This is a genomic window from Shewanella sp. 10N.7 (genome assembly GCF_020806285.1).
GTDB lineage: Bacteria > Pseudomonadota > Gammaproteobacteria > Enterobacterales > Shewanellaceae > Shewanella > Shewanella electrodiphila.
The window spans coordinates 1-16,812 of record NZ_JAJGZS010000030.1; the positions used below are offsets into that span (position 1 = coordinate 1).

The following is a 16,812-nucleotide window of genomic DNA, read 5'->3' on the forward strand; positions in this document are numbered from 1 at the left end:
AATAGCTTTACTTTAGTAAGGCTTAAATAATAGGTTTATTAAATGTGCATGCGCGCTTTGCCAAATAAACGCGCATGCGCACTATACAAATGTTAGTTGGCTTAGGAGTCACAGTTGAATTTTGATGATTTGAAATCGATTATCGATACTGAAAATGACCAAGAATTAAAGCTTACTTCTAATTTTTGGGAAATCACTAAAAACTCCAATTCAGAATTGAAGCCTTGGTTATCTGAAGATCAATTTAATCAGGTTTTCTCAAACCTATTAGAGTATCAAAATAACGATACAGTGTTTGTCTTTGAGTCTTTCGAACGGATATACAAAGATTCAGGTTTAACTAAAAGGTTAACTGAACAGCTAGATTTAAACTGGGCTAACTTTAATTCTTTTCAAAGCGATACCGAAATTCTTTATTTCTATATGGTGCCAAAAAGTTTAAATTGGGTTTTATATGCAAACAGAGACTTTTGGCAGTTTGCAAAAGGCAACTAACAAGTTACTCAAACGGACGCTAAACAGTTGGCTAGCTTCGTTCCTCGCAATTTTAGCCAACAATTTCGCGCAGCTTAGTAAGGCGTTAAATGGCTCAGGGAGTATGTCGTTGAATCGGAATCAAAGAGTAGAGCTAGCTTTTGATTTTATGTTAGCAAAAGAGAAAGCAGGAGAAGCTTTCACAATGGCTGAGCTTGTTGAAGCATCAGGCTGGGCACTTAGTAGTTGTCGAACATATCCTACTAAAAGGTGGCATCAATTCGTTCAAAGAGATGGTAGTCAATATACATCTACAGGGCTGATCTATTTGAGTAAAGACGAGTTTAGTCTTATACACTCGCAAAAACTACAAGATCCTAATAATCAATCTTCAAAGAGTATACTTCTTCACAAGGCAAGAGAATTTGCACTATTAGCTGTATCAACATACAACAACCCTTATACAGAATTTAAGACATATGGCTTCATAGTCAATATTGTTATAGCTTACACAGCACTCTTTCATGCTATTTTCGAGAAAAAATCAGAAAACTATTTTTATCTCGATGAAGAAGGAAACCCTACATTCATTGATGGCGAAGAAAAAGCTTGGGAGTTATCTCGTTGTTGCACTGAATATTGGGGAGGGCAAGATAACCCAGAAACCAAAAATTTGAATTTTCTAATTGGACTAAGAAATAAGATTGAGCATAGAAGTCTGCCTGCGGTTGATCTTGCTACTAGCGGTGAATGCCAATCAGCGCTAAATAATTTTGAGAATTTACTGGTTGAAGAGTTCGGGGATAGCCATGCACTAATGGCAAGACTAGCCATAGCTATGCAGCTAACACGAACATCGGAACAAGCGCAATTGGAAGCATTAAAACAATTTCAAACTGAAAATTATCGCGTTGTACGTGAGTATATGGAAACATATAAAAATGATTTGTCAGATGAAGTTTTAGAGAGTCAAAAATATAGAATAAGAGCTTTCCTAGTCCCAAAACTCAACTGCTAAATCGGCTGATTTAGCAGTTGAGTTTATAAATGTAAATAAACTCAACGATGATGAAATGGAAAACTATGAACAAGGTGTAGCTTTTATTAAGGGTATTGAGTCACCATTTAAATTAAAACCGAGTAAAGTAGTTCCGATAGTAAAAGAAAAGATAAAAGACTTTAATCCTACGTTACATACAAAGTGTTGGAAGTTTTATAACGCTAGACCGCGTGAACTTGTCACTACCTACAAGGGTGAGTATGCTGCATATGTTGAAGGATTTGACGGTTACTTGTATTCACGGCGTTGGGCTGACTTTTTAATTAGGCAATTAAGAAACAAAGAAGAGCTTGCTAGGGTACGCAGACAAGCCATTTAACAAGTCTTTCAAAAGGACAAAAAACAGTTGGCTTTTACTCCTGCGTCGCTATTTTAGCCAACAATTTTTTGCCGCTTAGCAAAGCGTTACCGAATATCCGCTTGCCATATTTTCACTACTGAGACTCATCACTTTAAGAGCTTTGACTCTATCCAATTTCTGTCCAAAACAAGCTTTCAAACTTTAGCCATTGAAGACCTTGGTAGATATCATTAAACCAAAGGTGCGAGCTTCATTAGTTCAGCTATATTCTGCACCCCAAGTTTATCCATTAGTTTTGAACGATGAACTTCGATGGTTCTGACCGCAACGCATAATTCATTCGACATTTGTTTGTTGGTATTGCCTGCAATAACCAGTTTAAAAATTTGCTTCTCACGTTCAGACAGTCCATCTATCAAGGCTAAGTGATGCATTTTCCAGTGTTGGCGAATACTGTATAGCAGTCCTTTTTCGATGGAGTTGGATAGCACTTTTCCTTGCACTGGCTTTTGAAAGAAATCAAATGCGCCTTGTTTAAATGCATCGACAGCCATCGGGACATCGCCGTGTCCCGTCAGAAAGATCACAGCCAACGGGCTGTTGGCTTCAGTCAGCAATTGCTGCACTTCTGGGCCAGAAAGGCCGGGCATTCTGGCATCTAAAATCACGCAACCAGCAGTAGCAAGATCTACCGAGGATAAGAACAAATCTCCTGAGTTAAAGCTAATAAGCTTATAGCCGTAACCTTCCATCAAAAAAGTAATGGAATCAATAATGGCTTCATCATCATCGACGAGATAAACAGGGCCGTTAATGTCATTTAGCATAACCGTTCCTCAATGTGGTTTTTTACAATGGCTTTCGCCATTGCTCATCAGAGTCATTCTTTGCGAAAAGTAGATGTATTATTGATAGATATCTCAGTTTGAATCGATAAGCGAACTAATTTTATATAAAGCATGAATTGCATCACGTTGCATTGTTGTTGCTCTATCGTAAGCTTATTAAACTTCTCTAATTAAGGCGTTTACTGTGCTACGAATTATCGTGTGCTTTTTACTATTGAGCTTTATTTCTTCTGCATGGGCAAAACCCCAAGAGCTACATGTGGGCGTGTTAGCTAATTGGGGAGACCAACAAGCTATCGCACGTTGGACTCCGATGATGGACTATCTTAATGAACAAGTGCCAGACACGCATTTTAACGTCTATCCAGGTAACTTTGTCGCGCTAAACCAAGCGATGGAGTCGGGGGAGATTCAGTTCATTATCACCAACCCTGGGCAATACCTTTACCTTTCTAATCAGTTCCCGCTATCTTGGCTCGCCACTATGCGCTCTCGTCGTCATAACGGTGCGACTTCTGCGATTGGATCTGCCGTTATCGTTAAAGCTGATAGTGAATACCGTACTTTGTATGACTTGAAAAACAAATCGGTTGCAGCGAGCGATCCTCATGCATTGGGCGGCTATCAAGCCACTATTGGTTTAATGCATAAATTAGGTATGGATTCTAAAAACTATTTTAAAGAAATACACTTTTTAGGCTTTCCGCTAGACCCACTTTTGTATCAGATCCGTGATGGTAACGTAGATGCCGCAATCACGCCTTTATGTACCTTTGAAGATATGGTGGCGCGTGGGTTAATTAAGGCCGAAGAATATAGAATATTAAACCCAAGTAAGCCCAAAGGCTTTGACTGCCAATGCAGTACACACCTCTATCCTAATTGGTCGTTTGCAGCCAATGAGAGTGTTGATAATGAGCTTAGCAAAGCTATTACCCAAGCTTTGATGAAGTTGCCTTCAGATCATCCCGCAGCCATTACGGCTCAGCTGAAAGGCTGGACGTCACCTATCAGCCAGTTAGCAGTGATTCAATTATTTAGCGAACTGCATGTGGAAAACTCTGACGTTAATCGTTGGGATACGTTATTAAAATGGCTTAAAGATAATCGACATTGGGGCATATTGGCTGTTTTCTTATTTGTGGTCGCAACGGTTTATCACTTATGGATTGAGTATCGTTTTCATCAAAAAAGTGAATCGTTAGTGGCATCAGAAAGGCAATTAAAACAACAAGAAATTGCGCTAGAGAAGTTACAAAGTGCTGCCATGATTGGCGAGATTGGTGCAGGGCTTGCCCATGAAATAAATCAGCCTATCGCGGCCATCACCAGCTATAGCGAAGGAGCATTAATGCGCCTTGAGAATAAACACCAAATGGATAAAGACACCGCCATCGAGTTACTCGGTAAGATCCATCAACAATCTACGCGAGCGGGTGAAGTGGTGCATCGAATCAGGGGGTTATTAAAGCGTAAAGAAGCTGTGATGGTTGATGTGAATATTTTGACCTTAGTGGAAGAAAGTATTTCGCTATTAAAGCTTGAGTTAGCGAGAAACGATATTCGCATTGATACCAATACCCAAGGCGAACCATTCTTTATCACCGCTGATCGTGTTGGTTTAATGCAAGTGCTGATTAATTTAATCAAAAACAGTATTGATGCCATCAGTGAACAAACCCAGCCCGTTCAATCAAAGCCAGCACAAGGTAAAATTATTATTTCGATGCATTTTAAAGAGCATCAAGTAGATGTGCAGATTATTGATAATGGACCAGGGCTACCACAAAACTCTGATGCATTAATGGCGACCTTTTTTACCACTAAAGAAAATGGTTTAGGTTTAGGACTAGCAATTTGTAATGAGGTGATGAAGGAACACGAAGGTACTTTTAGATTAGATAATCGTGAAGATGAAATAACAGGTTGTGTGGCCACGTTGGGATTAAAGAAGAGGGGTAGTCAGCAAAAAGTTGTGAGTTAACTGAGTGAGTTTGAGCGCTAAATATAAATGCGTAATAAGAGATCGTACATACGCTGATTTATAGCCGATAAACGCTAGTTTTGTGCATTAATTCATATTTTTTAGCGATATGTGGTTAACCACAATGGCGTTATTTTTTGATTGCAGTAGGCGGTTTTTTAAACCGTGAACCCAATCACAATGCACGATGTAGACGAGTGAGTATGTGGTTTACCACAATATTCAAGGTTATTTCCTTGAGTGAGAATGATGAAAACCTTAGAACAGCTTAACAGCTTGGCAATCCAGTTTTTTGGATAATGCGTACGCCGTTTTATGTTCTTGGTCATTATTGTCATTTGGGAGATACACCATGAAACTAGATCGGCGAACCTTTATCAAAGGCGCAGGCGCAGGTACCGCAGGTTGTGCCCTTGCTGCTTTGCCCGGCTCGATTGCCGCCTTAGGCAGTGTCACAGTTCAAGGCAGTGAAGAGTCTATCGCAAGTAGTTGCGAAATGTGTTCTACACGCTGTCCAATATCAGCCAGAGTGGTTAACGGCAAAAACGTATCCATTCTCGGTAATAAAAAAGCCAAATCATTTGGTGGTGCAGTTTGTGCTCGCGGTGGTGCTGGTCATAGTTTACTTTACGATAAGCAACGTATTGTTAAACCGCTGAAGCGAGTGGGTGAACGTGGTGAAGGTAAATGGGCAGAAATCGAGTGGGATGAAGCCTATAGTCTGATTGCTGAAAACCTCAATAAAATTAAAGCCAAACATGGTGCTGAGTCTGTTGCTTTTTCGTCTAAATCTGGCTCACTTGAAGGCCATCTTTTCCACCTAGCAAAATCCTTTGGTAGTCCTAATACTTTCACCCATGCCTCAACGTGTCCTGCGGGTTATGTGGTTGCGGCTAAAGCCATTTTTGGTGGCAAAATCAAGCGTGATTTAAGTAATTCAAAGTACATCATTAACTTTGGTCATAACTTGTATGAAGGCATCAACATGTCTGAAACTCGAGGAATGATGAATGCCCAAATGGAAAAGGGCGCAAAGCTAGTCGTATTTGAACCGCGCTTTTCTATCGTGGCAGACAAAGCTGATGAGTGGTATGCGATTAAGCCAGGCACTGATGTCGCGGTTGCGTTGGCCATGTGTCATACGCTTATTCATGATGATTTGTACGATAAAGATTTTGTCGCGAAATACGTCGAAGGCTTCGATGAATTTGCTAAAGAAGTTAAAAGCTACACCCCTGAGTGGGCTGAAGCGATCAGTGATGTACCAGCAGAAGATATTCGCCGTATAACCCATGAATACGCAGCTGCAGCGCCACATGTATTAGTGGATTTCGGGCATCGTTCGTCATTCACAACAGAAGAGTTTGAAATGCGCCGTGCGTTATATGCTGCCAATGTTCTGGTGGGCAACATTGAACGTAAAGGTGGTTTGTACTTCGGTAAAAAAGCATCGAATTATAATAAGTTTGCTGGTGAAACGGTTGCACCAACCTTATCTAAGCCAGGGGTTAAAAACCTGCCTAAAATCGAAGCGAAGCGCATCGATATGGTGGATGAGCAATATTCCATGTTGTGGTCATCAGGCGGAATTTATCAAACAATTCTGGATGCAACCCTTGATGCTGTGCCGTACCAGCTTCATGGCTGGGTAATGAGCCGCACTAATCCAATGCAAACCATGACAGATAGAGCGCGCATTGTTGAATCAATGCAGAAGCTAGATTTTGTGGTGGCGTGTGATTTGTACATCACTGAGAGCGCAGCTTACGCCGATGTATTCCTGCCAGAATCAACCTATCTTGAACGTGATGAAGAAATTAAAGATAAGTCAGGTAAAAACCCTGCTTATTACGTGCGTCAACGAGTGGTAGATACCATTGGTGATACCAAACCAAGCTGGCAGATCTGGAAAGAGGTGGCTGACAAATTAGGTCAAGGTGAATACTTCCCTTGGGAAAATATGCAGACCTTACAGATGTTCCAAGTGAACAAAGACGTTAAATTATTAGACAAGATTAAGCGTGATGGTTGGGTCAGCTACGGTAAACCGTTAATGCTGCGTGAGCCAAGCATGGTAAATACGTTTGTGTCTGAATATCCCAATGCCATTACACCTGATGAAGATTCCACTTATGCCAGTCATCTGAGCTTCAAAACGCCTTCAGGCAAGATTGAATTGAGCTCTAATAAGGTCGAAAAAATGGCGCCTGGCCGCGGGGTGATTAAATATCGCGAAGTGACTATGAAAAAAGCTGATGAGCTGTTTTTCATTCAAGGTAAAGTGGCCGTTCACACCAATGGTGCGACTCAAAATGTACCTATCTTAGCGAATTTGATGTCTGATAACGCCCTTTGGATCCATCCAATTACAGCCGGACACATGGGCATTTCTAGCGGTGATAAGATTCGAATTTTCAACGACACTGGCAGTGAAGAGGGTCATGCTCTGGTCACGCCTGGTATTCGCCCAGACACCGTATTTGCTTATATGGGCTGCGGTTCTAAAAACAAAGAGCTTGCACGTGCTACCGGTAAAGGTATTCATTGCGGCAACTTACTTCCTCACGTTACGTCTCCGGTTACTGGCATGAACTTGCACACTACCGGCGTCAAAATAGCCAAGATTTAATCGGAGTTCATTATGACTAAACGTTATGTCCTTGTGCACGATGAAAACAAGTGCATTGGCTGCCAAGCGTGTAATGTCGCTTGTCGCAGTGAAAATAATGTCCCTGAGTCAGTGACTCGTATTCAGGTTCGCGTTGAGGGGCCTTATGGCAATTTTCCTCACCTTCATTTTAAATATAATCGAGTTTCATGTGAGCAGTGTGAGAATGCTCCGTGTGTGAAAGTCTGCCCAACAGGCGCGGCCTACGTCAATGATGATGGCATTGTGTCTATCAATGAAGGCAAGTGTGTTGGTTGCTTGTACTGCGTTGCTGCTTGCCCTTACAAAGTGCGCTTTATTAACCCTGAAACCCGAGTGCCAGACAAGTGCGACTTTTGTAAAGAGACCCGCTTAGCTCGCGGTGAAGAGCCAGCTTGTGTCACGGTTTGTCCCACTCAAGCACTGACTTTTGGTGATGCCAATGATTTAACCTCAGAAGTCAGTCAGTTATTAGACACTAAAAATCATTATCAACAAAAAGTGAATCTAGGCACTGAGCCAAGGGTTTATCGCATTCCTAGCCGTAAAGGAGGGATCAAAGCATGAATAATATCTGGGGCTCAATGGAGCAATATGATCCAGTCGTTTGGAACTGGATAATCGCAGTTTACTTATTTATGGCAGGGTTATCAGCGGGTTCAATGCTGGTGGCAATTGGGCTTAAATGGTACAGGCAAAGTCGTGGCTTACCCACTGAAGGCTTACCAGTTATCAAGGCTGCAGCTGTTGTTGGACCGATCTCTATTTGTGTTGGTATGGCGTTGTTAATGCTTGACTTGACTAAGCCATTTGAGTTTTATCATATTTTACTCAACTACAACTTTACTTCAGTAATGGCTTGGGGGGTATTAGCGTTATTATTTTATATCCCGCTGGTATTTGTATTTGCAGGTTTAGTTTTTGAAAAACCGTTACTGCAATATGCGCCATGGTTATCGGGTGTGGTAAAGGTGTGTCGCAAGCTTGAAAATAGTTTGAATAAGCTGATTTTTGTACTGGCGATAGGAGTTGGGATTTACACTGGTTTCTTACTCTCTGCGTTAATTAGCTACCCGATTTTAAATACCGCTGTGTTACCTGCGTTATTTTTAGCATCGGCGCTGTCTGTGGGTTCGGCGGGTAATATCTTAGTGGCCACCTTGTTCTTCAGTAAAAAAGAGTCTGACTGTATTGAGCAAGTACACCGCATTGAATACCCTGTCGCATTCAATGAAGCCTTATGTTTAGTCTTGCTGTTTGTTGGTCTTAACTTTTCAGGTCCAGCAGCTCAGGCGGCAACAGCGGCTATTACGACTGGGACTTGGGCTAGCGTATTCTGGCTAGGTGTTGTCGGACTTGGCCTAGTGGTCCCTGTACTTGCTAGTACATTAGCGCCTAAGTCATGGCGTCATACTAAGGGCTTTTTAATTACGGTTTCTTGTAGCACTATTTTAGGAGTGTTAGCACTACGACATTTCGTGGTGTATGCAGGCCAAAGTTATATTAGTTAGTCTGTTTAAAATTTAGTAATTTAACCCTCAAAAAGCCGCTTAATGATTGTTAAGCGGCTTTTTATTACTGAATTATGAGCTTAGAGCGCTGTCGCTGAATCAGTGGTGATGACATTTGGTGATTGTTGAATTTGAGCTTTTAATGCTGGATCAGATAAGATTTGCAATAACTGATCTCGATATGCTCTCAATATGTTATTTTGTGGCGATTCATCAGCCTTTTCATCAACTACGTCTCTTTCTTTGAGGTTTGCTTGATGCGATAGACCCTGATCCTTATCAAATAAATAAGTATTTACCTCGGTATCAAAGCTAAACGACGATACCCAATTTAAATTGATACTGAAAAACCACTCTTGTAAATCAAGTACAAGAAGGTGTTGTGATTCTTGTTCTACTAGTACATCACTCGCAATTGTTTCAGTTGGTACAGCGTCTAAATCTGCCGGTTTTACCTGCCAACCTTTATCCGTTAATCCGAGAACAATTCTTTTTTGTAGCCATTCACTTAGAGTAAGTGATTTGTCATCTTTTTCTGTGGCAAGTAATGCATCAACATTCCAATCTACAGGAATGCCAAATGTTACATGTGCTCGGCCAATAAAGGTTTCAGGTTTACCTTCTTTAACTCTTTTTCGGTTATCAATAACGCTGATTAAAATGGGTTGTTGATTCTGATACTCAGGGGAAGGGCTTTGTTCTTGTAGATTGATAGGAGTAACACAACCTGTAAGCGTAACAATGGTGAAAAACACCAAGATAAATTTAAACACATCAAATCCTTTTTGTTTGTTAATTATTAGTTAATCCATTTGATTCTACATAAAAAAATGCCGTTAATTCAATGGAATTAACGGCATTTTCAGAATTTGCTTATAAAAACGAATTAGCTTTTAGCGCGCTTCATTGCAGTGAAGAACTCATCGTTTGTTTTGGTCATAGCCAATTTATCGATAAGGAATTCCATACCTGATACTTCATCCATAGGATTAAGGATTTTACGTAAAATCCACATTTTTTGAAGTTCGTCTGGTGTGGTGAGTTTTTCTTCGCGACGTGTACCTGAACGGTTAAAGTCGATTGCTGGGAAAACACGTTTTTCAGCTGCTTTACGAGAAAGGTGTAACTCTTGGTTACCTGTACCTTTAAATTCTTCGTAAATAACTTCATCCATCTTAGAGCCAGTATCAACTAGCGCTGTTGCGATAATGGTTAAGCTGCCACCGTGTTCGATGTTACGAGCTGCACCAAAGAAACGCTTTGGACGATGAAGTGCGTTAGCATCAACACCACCGGTAAGTACTTTACCTGATGATGGGATAACCGTGTTGTAAGCACGAGCAAGACGCGTGATTGAGTCTAATAAGATAACGACATCTTTCTTATGCTCAACTAAACGTTTGGCTTTCTCGATAACCATTTCAGCCACTTGTACGTGACGTGATGCTGGCTCATCGAAAGTAGAAGCAATAACTTCACCTTTAACCATGCGCTGCATTTCGGTTACTTCTTCAGGACGTTCGTCGATTAGCAATACCATTAACACCACTTCTGGGTTGTTATGGGTAATGCTTTGCGCCATGTTCTGTAGCAGTAAGGTTTTACCTGCTTTTGGCGGTGCAACGATCAAACCACGCTGACCTTTACCAATCGGAGAACATAAATCAAGAATTCGTGAAGTGATGTCTTCAGTAGAACCGTTACCGCGTTCCATACGTAGACGATCTTCAGCATGTAGTGGGGTAAGGTTTTCGAATAAGATTTTAGAGCGAGAATTTTCAGGTTTGTCGAAGTTAACTTCGTTGACTTTTAGCAGAGCAAAATAGCGTTCACCGTCTTTTGGTGGGCGGATTTTACCAAAAATGGTATCACCGGTACGCATATTGAAGCGTCTGATCTGGCTTGGCGAGACATAAATGTCATCTGGGCCAGCTAGGTAAGAACCATCCGAACTTCTTAGAAATCCAAAGCCATCTTGGAGGATTTCTAATACGCCGCCACCAAAGATATCTTCACCGCTTTTGGCGTGGGCTTTCAGAATGGAGAAAATGATGTCCTGCTTGCGAGCACGGGCCATATTTTCTAATTTCATGCTTTCTGCTAGTGAAACTAGGTCTGATATAGACGTGTCTTTTAATTCAGTTAAATTCATGTTGGGGGTCTTGTATTACGCGACGATGCTTACCGCAATCAATCAAAGGGTAGAACAATGTAGAAATGTGTGATTGAAAAGCGAGTAGGAGTTTAGTTGAAAAAATCTGATGAATAAATTAGCACTATATCTGCATGACGTCCAGAATTTTAGCGAAGAATCGGCACAAATTGTTCACATATTGTGCCGATTATCACTTTTCAAGCTTAAAATGCGCAGCAATGTCATAAGGTGTATCGGTTGAGTTAACTAAATATTGTTAGTTTTTAAACAACAATAGCGAACTAACCGTGTTAGCTCGTTATGAATAATATTCAACTTTCAATCAACAGCTGTCATTTTAATGAGAGGCTTGATTAAGCTTGTGCGTCAATAAACTCTTTTAATTGAGTCTTTGATAATGCACCTACTTTAGTGGCAACTAACTCGCCGCCTTTGAACATTAATAATGTCGGGATGCCACGTACACCGTACTTAGCAGGTGATACATTATTTTGGTCAACGTTAAGTTTAGCTACAGTGATCTTACCCGCGTACTCTTCAGCTACGTCGTCTAAGATTGGCGCAATCATTTTACAAGGACCACACCATTCAGCCCAGAAGTCTACCAATACAGGCAATTCTGAGTTAATGACGTCATTTTCGAAGCTGTCATCGCTTAGGTATACAATTTTATCGCTCATGTAAATCTCCAGATTTGGCACCATTGCTAGTTTATTAATGGCTTACCATGTATATTGGGGCGGTTAAATAGTTTTCAAGTAAACGTGTGGGCTATTTCAAACGATTAAGTCTTTTTTTGCAACACTAACGAGTATGCTTGAGCTATGAGCGAAACACATTTATCTACCCAAAAGTTTGCTGACTTCCCTTTGAAACCAGAGGTAATTCAGGCTTTAAACGAAAATGGCTTTGAATTTTGTACGCCAATTCAGGCGTTATCTCTTCCCATTTTATTGCAACAAAAAGATATTGCAGGTCAGGCACAAACAGGTACTGGCAAAACAATGGCTTTTTTGGTTGCCACATTTAACCATCTTTTATCGGTTGCCATACCAGAAGGGCGACAAATTAATCAGCCACGTTCAATTATTATGGCGCCGACTCGCGAATTAGCGATTCAGATTGCAAAAGATGCCAAATTATTAGAAAAACATACTGGCTTAAAGGTTGGTATTGTCTACGGTGGCGAAAGTTACGATGTTCAACGTCAAGTACTTGATGCTGGTGTTGATATTCTTATTGGTACCACTGGCCGTATTATCGATTATGTTCGTCAAGGTGTGATCAGTTTGAATTCAATTCAAGCGGTTGTACTTGATGAAGCTGATCGTATGTTCGATTTAGGCTTTATTAAGGACATTCGTTTCTTGTTTAGACGTATGCCTGATGCCAAGTCTCGCTTGAACATGTTGTATTCAGCAACATTATCAATGAAGGTGCAAGAACTGGCTTATGATCATATGAATGATCCTGAGAAAGTTGAAATTGCCCCTGAGCAAAAAACATCTAAGAACATTAAAGAAGAAATTTTCTACCCTTCAACAGATGACAAAATGCGTCTGTTATTAACCTTGCTAGAAGAAGATTGGCCTGAAAAAGCGATCATTTTCTCTAATACCAAGCACAGCTGTGAAAAAGTTTGGTCATGGTTAGAAGGTGATGGACATCGCGTTGGTTTACTGACTGGTGATGTGCCGCAAAAGAAACGTATCCGTATTCTTGAGCAATTTACTTCAGGTGCACTTGATTTATTAGTGGCAACGGATGTAGCTGCTCGTGGTCTACATATTTCTGATGTATCTCATGTGTATAACTATGATTTACCAGATGATTGTGAAGATTATGTTCACCGTATTGGCCGTACAGGTCGTGCGGGTCAAAAAGGCGTTTCGGTGAGTTTTGCATGTGAAGAATATGCACTGAACCTGCCTGCAATTGAAACGTATATATCACATTCAATTCCTGTGACGAATTACGATCGTGAAGCATTACTTGATGATTTACCGCCTCCTGTGCGTATTCATCGTAAGCATCCTACGACGCGTGGTCGTGACGGTGGCAATCGTAATGGTGCACATCGCAGTGGTGGTCGTCCACCTCAAAGGAATCGCAGACACTCGTAAATGACTGGTTCAGCTACATTACCTTGTTACGCCGCGATAACGCTTGGCTCAAATAGCTTTAATATGTTGGTTGCCCAAACATTGGATGGCCAGCCAACAATTATTGCTAAATATAAGCAGAAAGTGCGTTTGGCAGAAGGTATTGGCGAGGATAATCGCTTAGCTGAAGCAGTATTACAACGTGGTTTGGATTGCTTATCCATGTTTGCTGAGATGCTTGAAAAGCATCAAGTCGCTCAGCAACATGTTGCTGTTTTTGCAACAGCAACCCTTCGTGTTATCTCAAATGCCCAAGAATTCCATCAACGCTCGTTACCGATTTTAGGTCATCCTATTGAAGTGATTAGCGGCCTGCGTGAAGCTGAACTCATTTATCAAGGTATGGCAGCCACCACTGAAGGTGATGGTCAACGTTTGGTGATTGATATTGGTGGTGCTAGCACTGAGTTTATTATCGGTAATGGCAATCAGGTGCTATTTAAAACCAGTTTAGACTTTGGCTGTGTTCGCTTTAATCAGCAGTTTTTCAATCAAGTCCCTTATCAACTTCATCATTTCGAACAAGCCAAATTAGCCGTATCAAAGGCGCTTGAACCGCATAGCGAGTTATTGAGGGAATTAGGTTGGCAAGGCGTCGTAGGTGCTTCAGGCGCAGTACAGTCGGTTGTATCTGTGCTTAATCATCGTGAATTATCAGAAATCATTACCTTAAAGGTGTTATACCGTTTTCGTGATGAGGTTTTAGCGCAAAAAAATGAGTCACTGCATCATATTCAGGGGTTATCTGAAGAGAAAGCACCAACGTTTGCATCAGGTATTGCTATTTTAATCGCCTTGTTTGAACTGCTGGATATCGAGTCGCTTAACCTTTCTGGCGGTGCGCTGCGAGAAGGCGTATTGACCATGTTAGCTGAACGAGTTGAGCAAACTGAATAAGCTATTTCATCGTTTTCATTACCCAGAAACAGCAGTAAAAGAATACAAAAAAGGGACGCTAACTTACGTTAGCGTCCCTTTTTGATTATCAATTAATCAGATGCTTAAATACTGATTACTTAATGATGTTCAGTAAATCTTGCTCTAAAGTCACTTCAGGTCTTTCAATGATGCGGCCAATTTCTTTATCGTCTTGCTCTACGATGAAGGTTGGTATACGGCTGAACTCATAGTTAGCAGCTAAGCCTTCTGGATCTAATTTGCTGCGATCTACACCTATGTAAGTGACGGTGATATTTGGGTTAGCAACTTCTTCAATTAGCTTCATGAAACGTGGTGTTTCACGGTGACAATCTGGGCACCAAGTACCGATAATAACGACAACATTAGTTGGAGTGTCGATTGCTTTTAATGCTGAAATTGCATCTGCATTAGTTTGGTAGTTTTCGTACTCTGCTGCGTAACCTGGTAAATCTTTTTCAAGTGCTGAAATTTCAACAATGCCAGTGATAATCACTTCTTGTTTCTCCTCGCTGCATGTCGCCATGAAGCCTGATTGCTCTTCATCAAATGCACAGCCGCTGTTTGCTACTGCTGTACCTGTAATCAAATGACTACTGAAAAATAGAGCCGTTGTGGCTAGTAATGTTTTAACGCTTTTATGCATGATAAGGCCTCATGAATGAAGAATACAATAATTCAATCATTTCGGCGTAAGTTAGTGAAGTCGAATATGTTCGGCGTGTTAGCTAGATCACTGATAAGGGCAATAATTCAAACATAACTTTGAACTTGCCCTGTAATCAAAAAAAGACCCAGCATGGCAGCATTTTTAATAATATTTTTTATTTATATTATATGCCAGTAGCTTTACTTGGCTTAGGTTTAGCTACTTTTTCTGTTGAAAAAATATGCCAAGCTTTTTCAATACCTGACTCCTGCCATTTAGCAACTGCAACTAAGCGATGCTCGCGACCTCTGATGGCATTTGGGATCATGTTAGATTCAAAATATACTTGCGAGGTAATTTGTTGCTCATTAATGCCTTGGGCTACGATTATTCGCGTGATTTCAGCGGCGCGTTTTTTAGCGAGTTCATGGTTATAGGCATCACTGCCTTCTGGGCTGGTGTCACCGATTAAGTATATTCTTGCATCTTGATAATGTTTAACAGCATTGACCATTTTTGCCAATCGTTCTGATTCGTAAGTGGTTAACGTGTGCTTATCAAACTCAAACATCACCACTCTACTGGCTTGTTTTTCTACTGTGGTTGAGCTTTCACAGCCATCATTATTGATAACTGAACCATCTGGAGTACTTAGGCATAGATCGCGTGCGGAAATCACACCATCTGTATCCAAATCGTATAAATCACGACTTTGCTGTTCAACAAGGGCTGGGTGCGGTGTTTCTATACAAGCGCTGAGTGTTAGGGCAAGTAGGCAAAGTGGCAGTAAGTTAATTGATTTCATGTTACTTCTCCTCTTGCCATTGGTTAGGGGTGTCGACCCTAAATGATTCGATCAGTTGCCCTGTCGCGTTAATTAAGCGATAGGCCGCAATGTGATAATTGTAATAAGCACTAAGATAGTTTTTGCGCGCAAGATACACTTCGACTTTGGCATCGAGGACATCAAGCAATGAACGTCTGCCAAGTCCAAACTGGCGTTGATAGCCTTGTTCTGCCTGCACAGCCTGATCGACATTTACTTGATAGAATTTACGTTGCTGACCGACAAATTCGTATGAATTCCAAGCTAGGCGAGTGCCTTCTATCACTTGCTTTTCGGTTTGCTGACGAATGGATTTAGCTTGCTGAACTTGCCAAGCTGCGGCTTCTGCTCTGTCATTGGTTGAGCCGCCGTTATACAAATCATAGCTCAGCATTAACATGGCTCTGGCGTCTTCATCAGGGCCTTCAATTCCGCCAATATTGTCATTTTTGTTGGCTTGTAGCTCGATTGATAGCTTAGGCCAGTAATCACTTTTTTCGCGCTCATATTGAGATGAGGCTGCTTGAGTGTCATTGATTGCAGCATCGATTTCAGGGTGATTCTTAACTGCTTGTTCAAGCGCTAATTTTAATGAGGTAGGCACATAATTAAAGTCAGGTTTAGCATTATATAAATCTACCGGAAGTTGCCCGACAAGATCATAATACTTAGCTTGTAAATCCATTTGCTGATTGCGTGCTGCGAGATAACCCGATTGACTGGTTGCCACACGCGCTTTAACTTGAGCGACATCAGATTCACTGCTTAAGCCTTTATTTTGACGTAAGATGATATCCTTAAGGATATCTTTATGTTCTTCAATATTGCGCTCAGCGAGGCCGACAATACGGTTTGCTTCGACTAGGTTTAAGTAAACGGTGGCGACTTCTAGTGACAAGTTTTCAGCTTCTGAAATCAAGCCAAATCGCTCGGCTTCTTGTTCAAATTCAAGGCGGTCAATTTCAGAGGTTGTTCTAAACCCATCAAACAATAATTGCGATACTTTAACGCCGAGTTCGGTGCGATTTAGATCAGTATCAACTCGTTGGCCGCTGTTATATCGAACTTCTTCGTAACCGACACCACCGTAGAGTTTAACTTGAGGAAGATAATCACCCACAGCGGCTTTTTTATAACGAACTGCGGCTTCAAAGCTGGCATACTTTTGCTGCAACCTTGGATGGTGATTTATCGCTTCTGCTACTGATTGTTCCAACGTCAGTGCTTGTGCCTGTGTTGATATTACTAAAGCAGAAATGAATAACAGTTTTTGCATA

The 16,812-nt window shown here is 41.1% G+C and carries 16 protein-coding genes; 9 read left to right on the forward strand and 7 right to left on the reverse strand.

What is annotated here, in order from left to right; all coding sequences use genetic code 11:
* Positions 1–114: 114 nt before the first annotated feature.
* The 3 genes from LMH66_RS16950 (at position 115) to LMH66_RS16960 (ending at position 1,853) form a co-directional block, all read left to right on the forward strand.
* Positions 115–495 (forward strand): hypothetical protein, encoded by a 381-nt coding sequence (locus LMH66_RS16950; protein ID WP_229371483.1) that lies wholly within the window; start codon positions 115–117, stop codon positions 493–495.
* A 109-nt stretch (positions 496–604) separates the two neighbouring features.
* Positions 605–1,492, forward strand: a complete 888-nt coding sequence (locus tag LMH66_RS16955) for a DUF3644 domain-containing protein (RefSeq protein ID WP_229371485.1) — start codon at positions 605–607, stop codon at positions 1,490–1,492.
* A 55-nt stretch (positions 1,493–1,547) separates the two neighbouring features.
* Positions 1,548–1,853 carry a hypothetical protein gene (locus LMH66_RS16960; protein ID WP_229371487.1) on the forward strand — a complete coding sequence of 102 codons (306 nt, stop codon included), beginning with the start codon at positions 1,548–1,550 and terminating at the stop codon, positions 1,851–1,853.
* Between the two features lie 212 nt (positions 1,854–2,065).
* On the opposite strand, the gene LMH66_RS16965 is transcribed toward LMH66_RS16960, so the two are convergent.
* Positions 2,066–2,662, reverse strand: coding sequence for a response regulator transcription factor (locus tag LMH66_RS16965; RefSeq protein WP_102529374.1), 597 nt, complete (start codon positions 2,660–2,662; stop codon positions 2,066–2,068).
* A gap of 205 nt (positions 2,663–2,867) precedes the next feature.
* On the opposite strand from LMH66_RS16965, the gene LMH66_RS16970 reads away from it, so the two are divergent.
* The 4 genes from LMH66_RS16970 (at position 2,868) to nrfD (ending at position 8,825) form a co-directional block, all read left to right on the forward strand.
* Positions 2,868–4,667, forward strand: coding sequence for a sensor histidine kinase (locus tag LMH66_RS16970; RefSeq protein ID WP_229371489.1), 1,800 nt, complete (start codon positions 2,868–2,870; stop codon positions 4,665–4,667).
* Positions 4,668–5,019: 352 nt separating this feature from the next.
* Complete coding sequence (phsA, locus tag LMH66_RS16975) at positions 5,020–7,296, forward strand: thiosulfate reductase PhsA (protein WP_229371492.1); 2,277 nt, start codon at positions 5,020–5,022, stop codon at positions 7,294–7,296.
* 12 nt (positions 7,297–7,308) lie between these two features.
* Complete coding sequence (locus LMH66_RS16980; protein WP_102529371.1) at positions 7,309–7,881, forward strand: 4Fe-4S dicluster domain-containing protein; 573 nt, start codon at positions 7,309–7,311, stop codon at positions 7,879–7,881.
* Positions 7,878–8,825: an NrfD/PsrC family molybdoenzyme membrane anchor subunit gene (gene nrfD / locus LMH66_RS16985; protein WP_229371494.1), complete on the forward strand. Its 948-nt coding sequence runs from the start codon at positions 7,878–7,880 to the stop codon at positions 8,823–8,825. The genes LMH66_RS16980 and nrfD overlap by 4 nt, the downstream gene beginning before the upstream one ends.
* 80 nt (positions 8,826–8,905) lie before the next feature.
* Here nrfD and LMH66_RS16990 read toward each other — a convergent pair whose 3' ends face one another.
* From LMH66_RS16990 to trxA, 3 genes are all read right to left on the reverse strand, one after another.
* Complete coding sequence (locus tag LMH66_RS16990) at positions 8,906–9,598, reverse strand: hypothetical protein (RefSeq protein WP_229371497.1); 693 nt, start codon at positions 9,596–9,598, stop codon at positions 8,906–8,908.
* A 113-nt stretch (positions 9,599–9,711) separates the two neighbouring features.
* Complete coding sequence (rho, locus tag LMH66_RS16995) at positions 9,712–10,977, reverse strand: transcription termination factor Rho (RefSeq protein WP_102529368.1); 1,266 nt, start codon at positions 10,975–10,977, stop codon at positions 9,712–9,714.
* A gap of 356 nt (positions 10,978–11,333) precedes the next feature.
* Positions 11,334–11,660 carry a thioredoxin TrxA gene (trxA, locus tag LMH66_RS17000; protein WP_102529367.1) on the reverse strand — a complete coding sequence of 109 codons (327 nt, stop codon included), beginning with the start codon at positions 11,658–11,660 and terminating at the stop codon, positions 11,334–11,336.
* Between the two features lie 144 nt (positions 11,661–11,804).
* Here trxA and rhlB point away from each other — a divergent pair, with 144 nt between their 5' ends.
* On the forward strand, positions 11,805–13,103 hold the full coding sequence (gene rhlB / locus LMH66_RS17005; RefSeq protein ID WP_102529366.1) for an ATP-dependent RNA helicase RhlB: 1,299 nt from the start codon (positions 11,805–11,807) through the stop codon (positions 13,101–13,103).
* Complete coding sequence (locus tag LMH66_RS17010; protein WP_229371501.1) at positions 13,104–14,039, forward strand: exopolyphosphatase; 936 nt, start codon at positions 13,104–13,106, stop codon at positions 14,037–14,039.
* A 115-nt stretch (positions 14,040–14,154) separates the two neighbouring features.
* On the opposite strand, the gene LMH66_RS17015 is transcribed toward LMH66_RS17010, so the two are convergent.
* From LMH66_RS17015 to LMH66_RS17025, 3 genes are all read right to left on the reverse strand, one after another.
* On the reverse strand, positions 14,155–14,706 hold the full coding sequence (locus LMH66_RS17015; protein WP_229371505.1) for a thioredoxin family protein: 552 nt from the start codon (positions 14,704–14,706) through the stop codon (positions 14,155–14,157).
* Positions 14,707–14,893: 187 nt separating this feature from the next.
* Complete coding sequence (locus tag LMH66_RS17020) at positions 14,894–15,514, reverse strand: OmpA family protein (protein ID WP_229371510.1); 621 nt, start codon at positions 15,512–15,514, stop codon at positions 14,894–14,896.
* A 1-nt stretch (position 15,515) separates the two neighbouring features.
* Positions 15,516–16,811, reverse strand: coding sequence for a TolC family outer membrane protein (locus LMH66_RS17025; protein WP_229371514.1), 1,296 nt, complete (start codon positions 16,809–16,811; stop codon positions 15,516–15,518).
* Between the last annotated feature and the right edge of the window lies 1 nt (position 16,812).

Coding starts and splice junctions, on each gene's coding strand:
- rhlB (WP_102529366.1), top strand. CDS start 11,805: ATGAGCGAAACACATTTATCTACCCAAAAGTTTGCTGACTTCCCTTTG.
- LMH66_RS17020 (WP_229371510.1), bottom strand. CDS start 15,514: ATGAAATCAATTAACTTACTGCCACTTTGCCTACTTGCCCTAACACTC.
- LMH66_RS16980 (WP_102529371.1), top strand. CDS start 7,309: ATGACTAAACGTTATGTCCTTGTGCACGATGAAAACAAGTGCATTGGC.
- trxA (WP_102529367.1), bottom strand. CDS start 11,660: ATGAGCGATAAAATTGTATACCTAAGCGATGACAGCTTCGAAAATGAC.
- rho (WP_102529368.1), bottom strand. CDS start 10,977: ATGAATTTAACTGAATTAAAAGACACGTCTATATCAGACCTAGTTTCA.
- LMH66_RS16960 (WP_229371487.1), top strand. CDS start 1,548: ATGGAAAACTATGAACAAGGTGTAGCTTTTATTAAGGGTATTGAGTCA.
- LMH66_RS17010 (WP_229371501.1), top strand. CDS start 13,104: ATGACTGGTTCAGCTACATTACCTTGTTACGCCGCGATAACGCTTGGC.
- LMH66_RS17015 (WP_229371505.1), bottom strand. CDS start 14,706: ATGCATAAAAGCGTTAAAACATTACTAGCCACAACGGCTCTATTTTTC.
- LMH66_RS17025 (WP_229371514.1), bottom strand. CDS start 16,811: ATGCAAAAACTGTTATTCATTTCTGCTTTAGTAATATCAACACAGGCA.
- nrfD (WP_229371494.1), top strand. CDS start 7,878: ATGAATAATATCTGGGGCTCAATGGAGCAATATGATCCAGTCGTTTGG.
- phsA (WP_229371492.1), top strand. CDS start 5,020: ATGAAACTAGATCGGCGAACCTTTATCAAAGGCGCAGGCGCAGGTACC.
- LMH66_RS16965 (WP_102529374.1), bottom strand. CDS start 2,662: ATGCTAAATGACATTAACGGCCCTGTTTATCTCGTCGATGATGATGAA.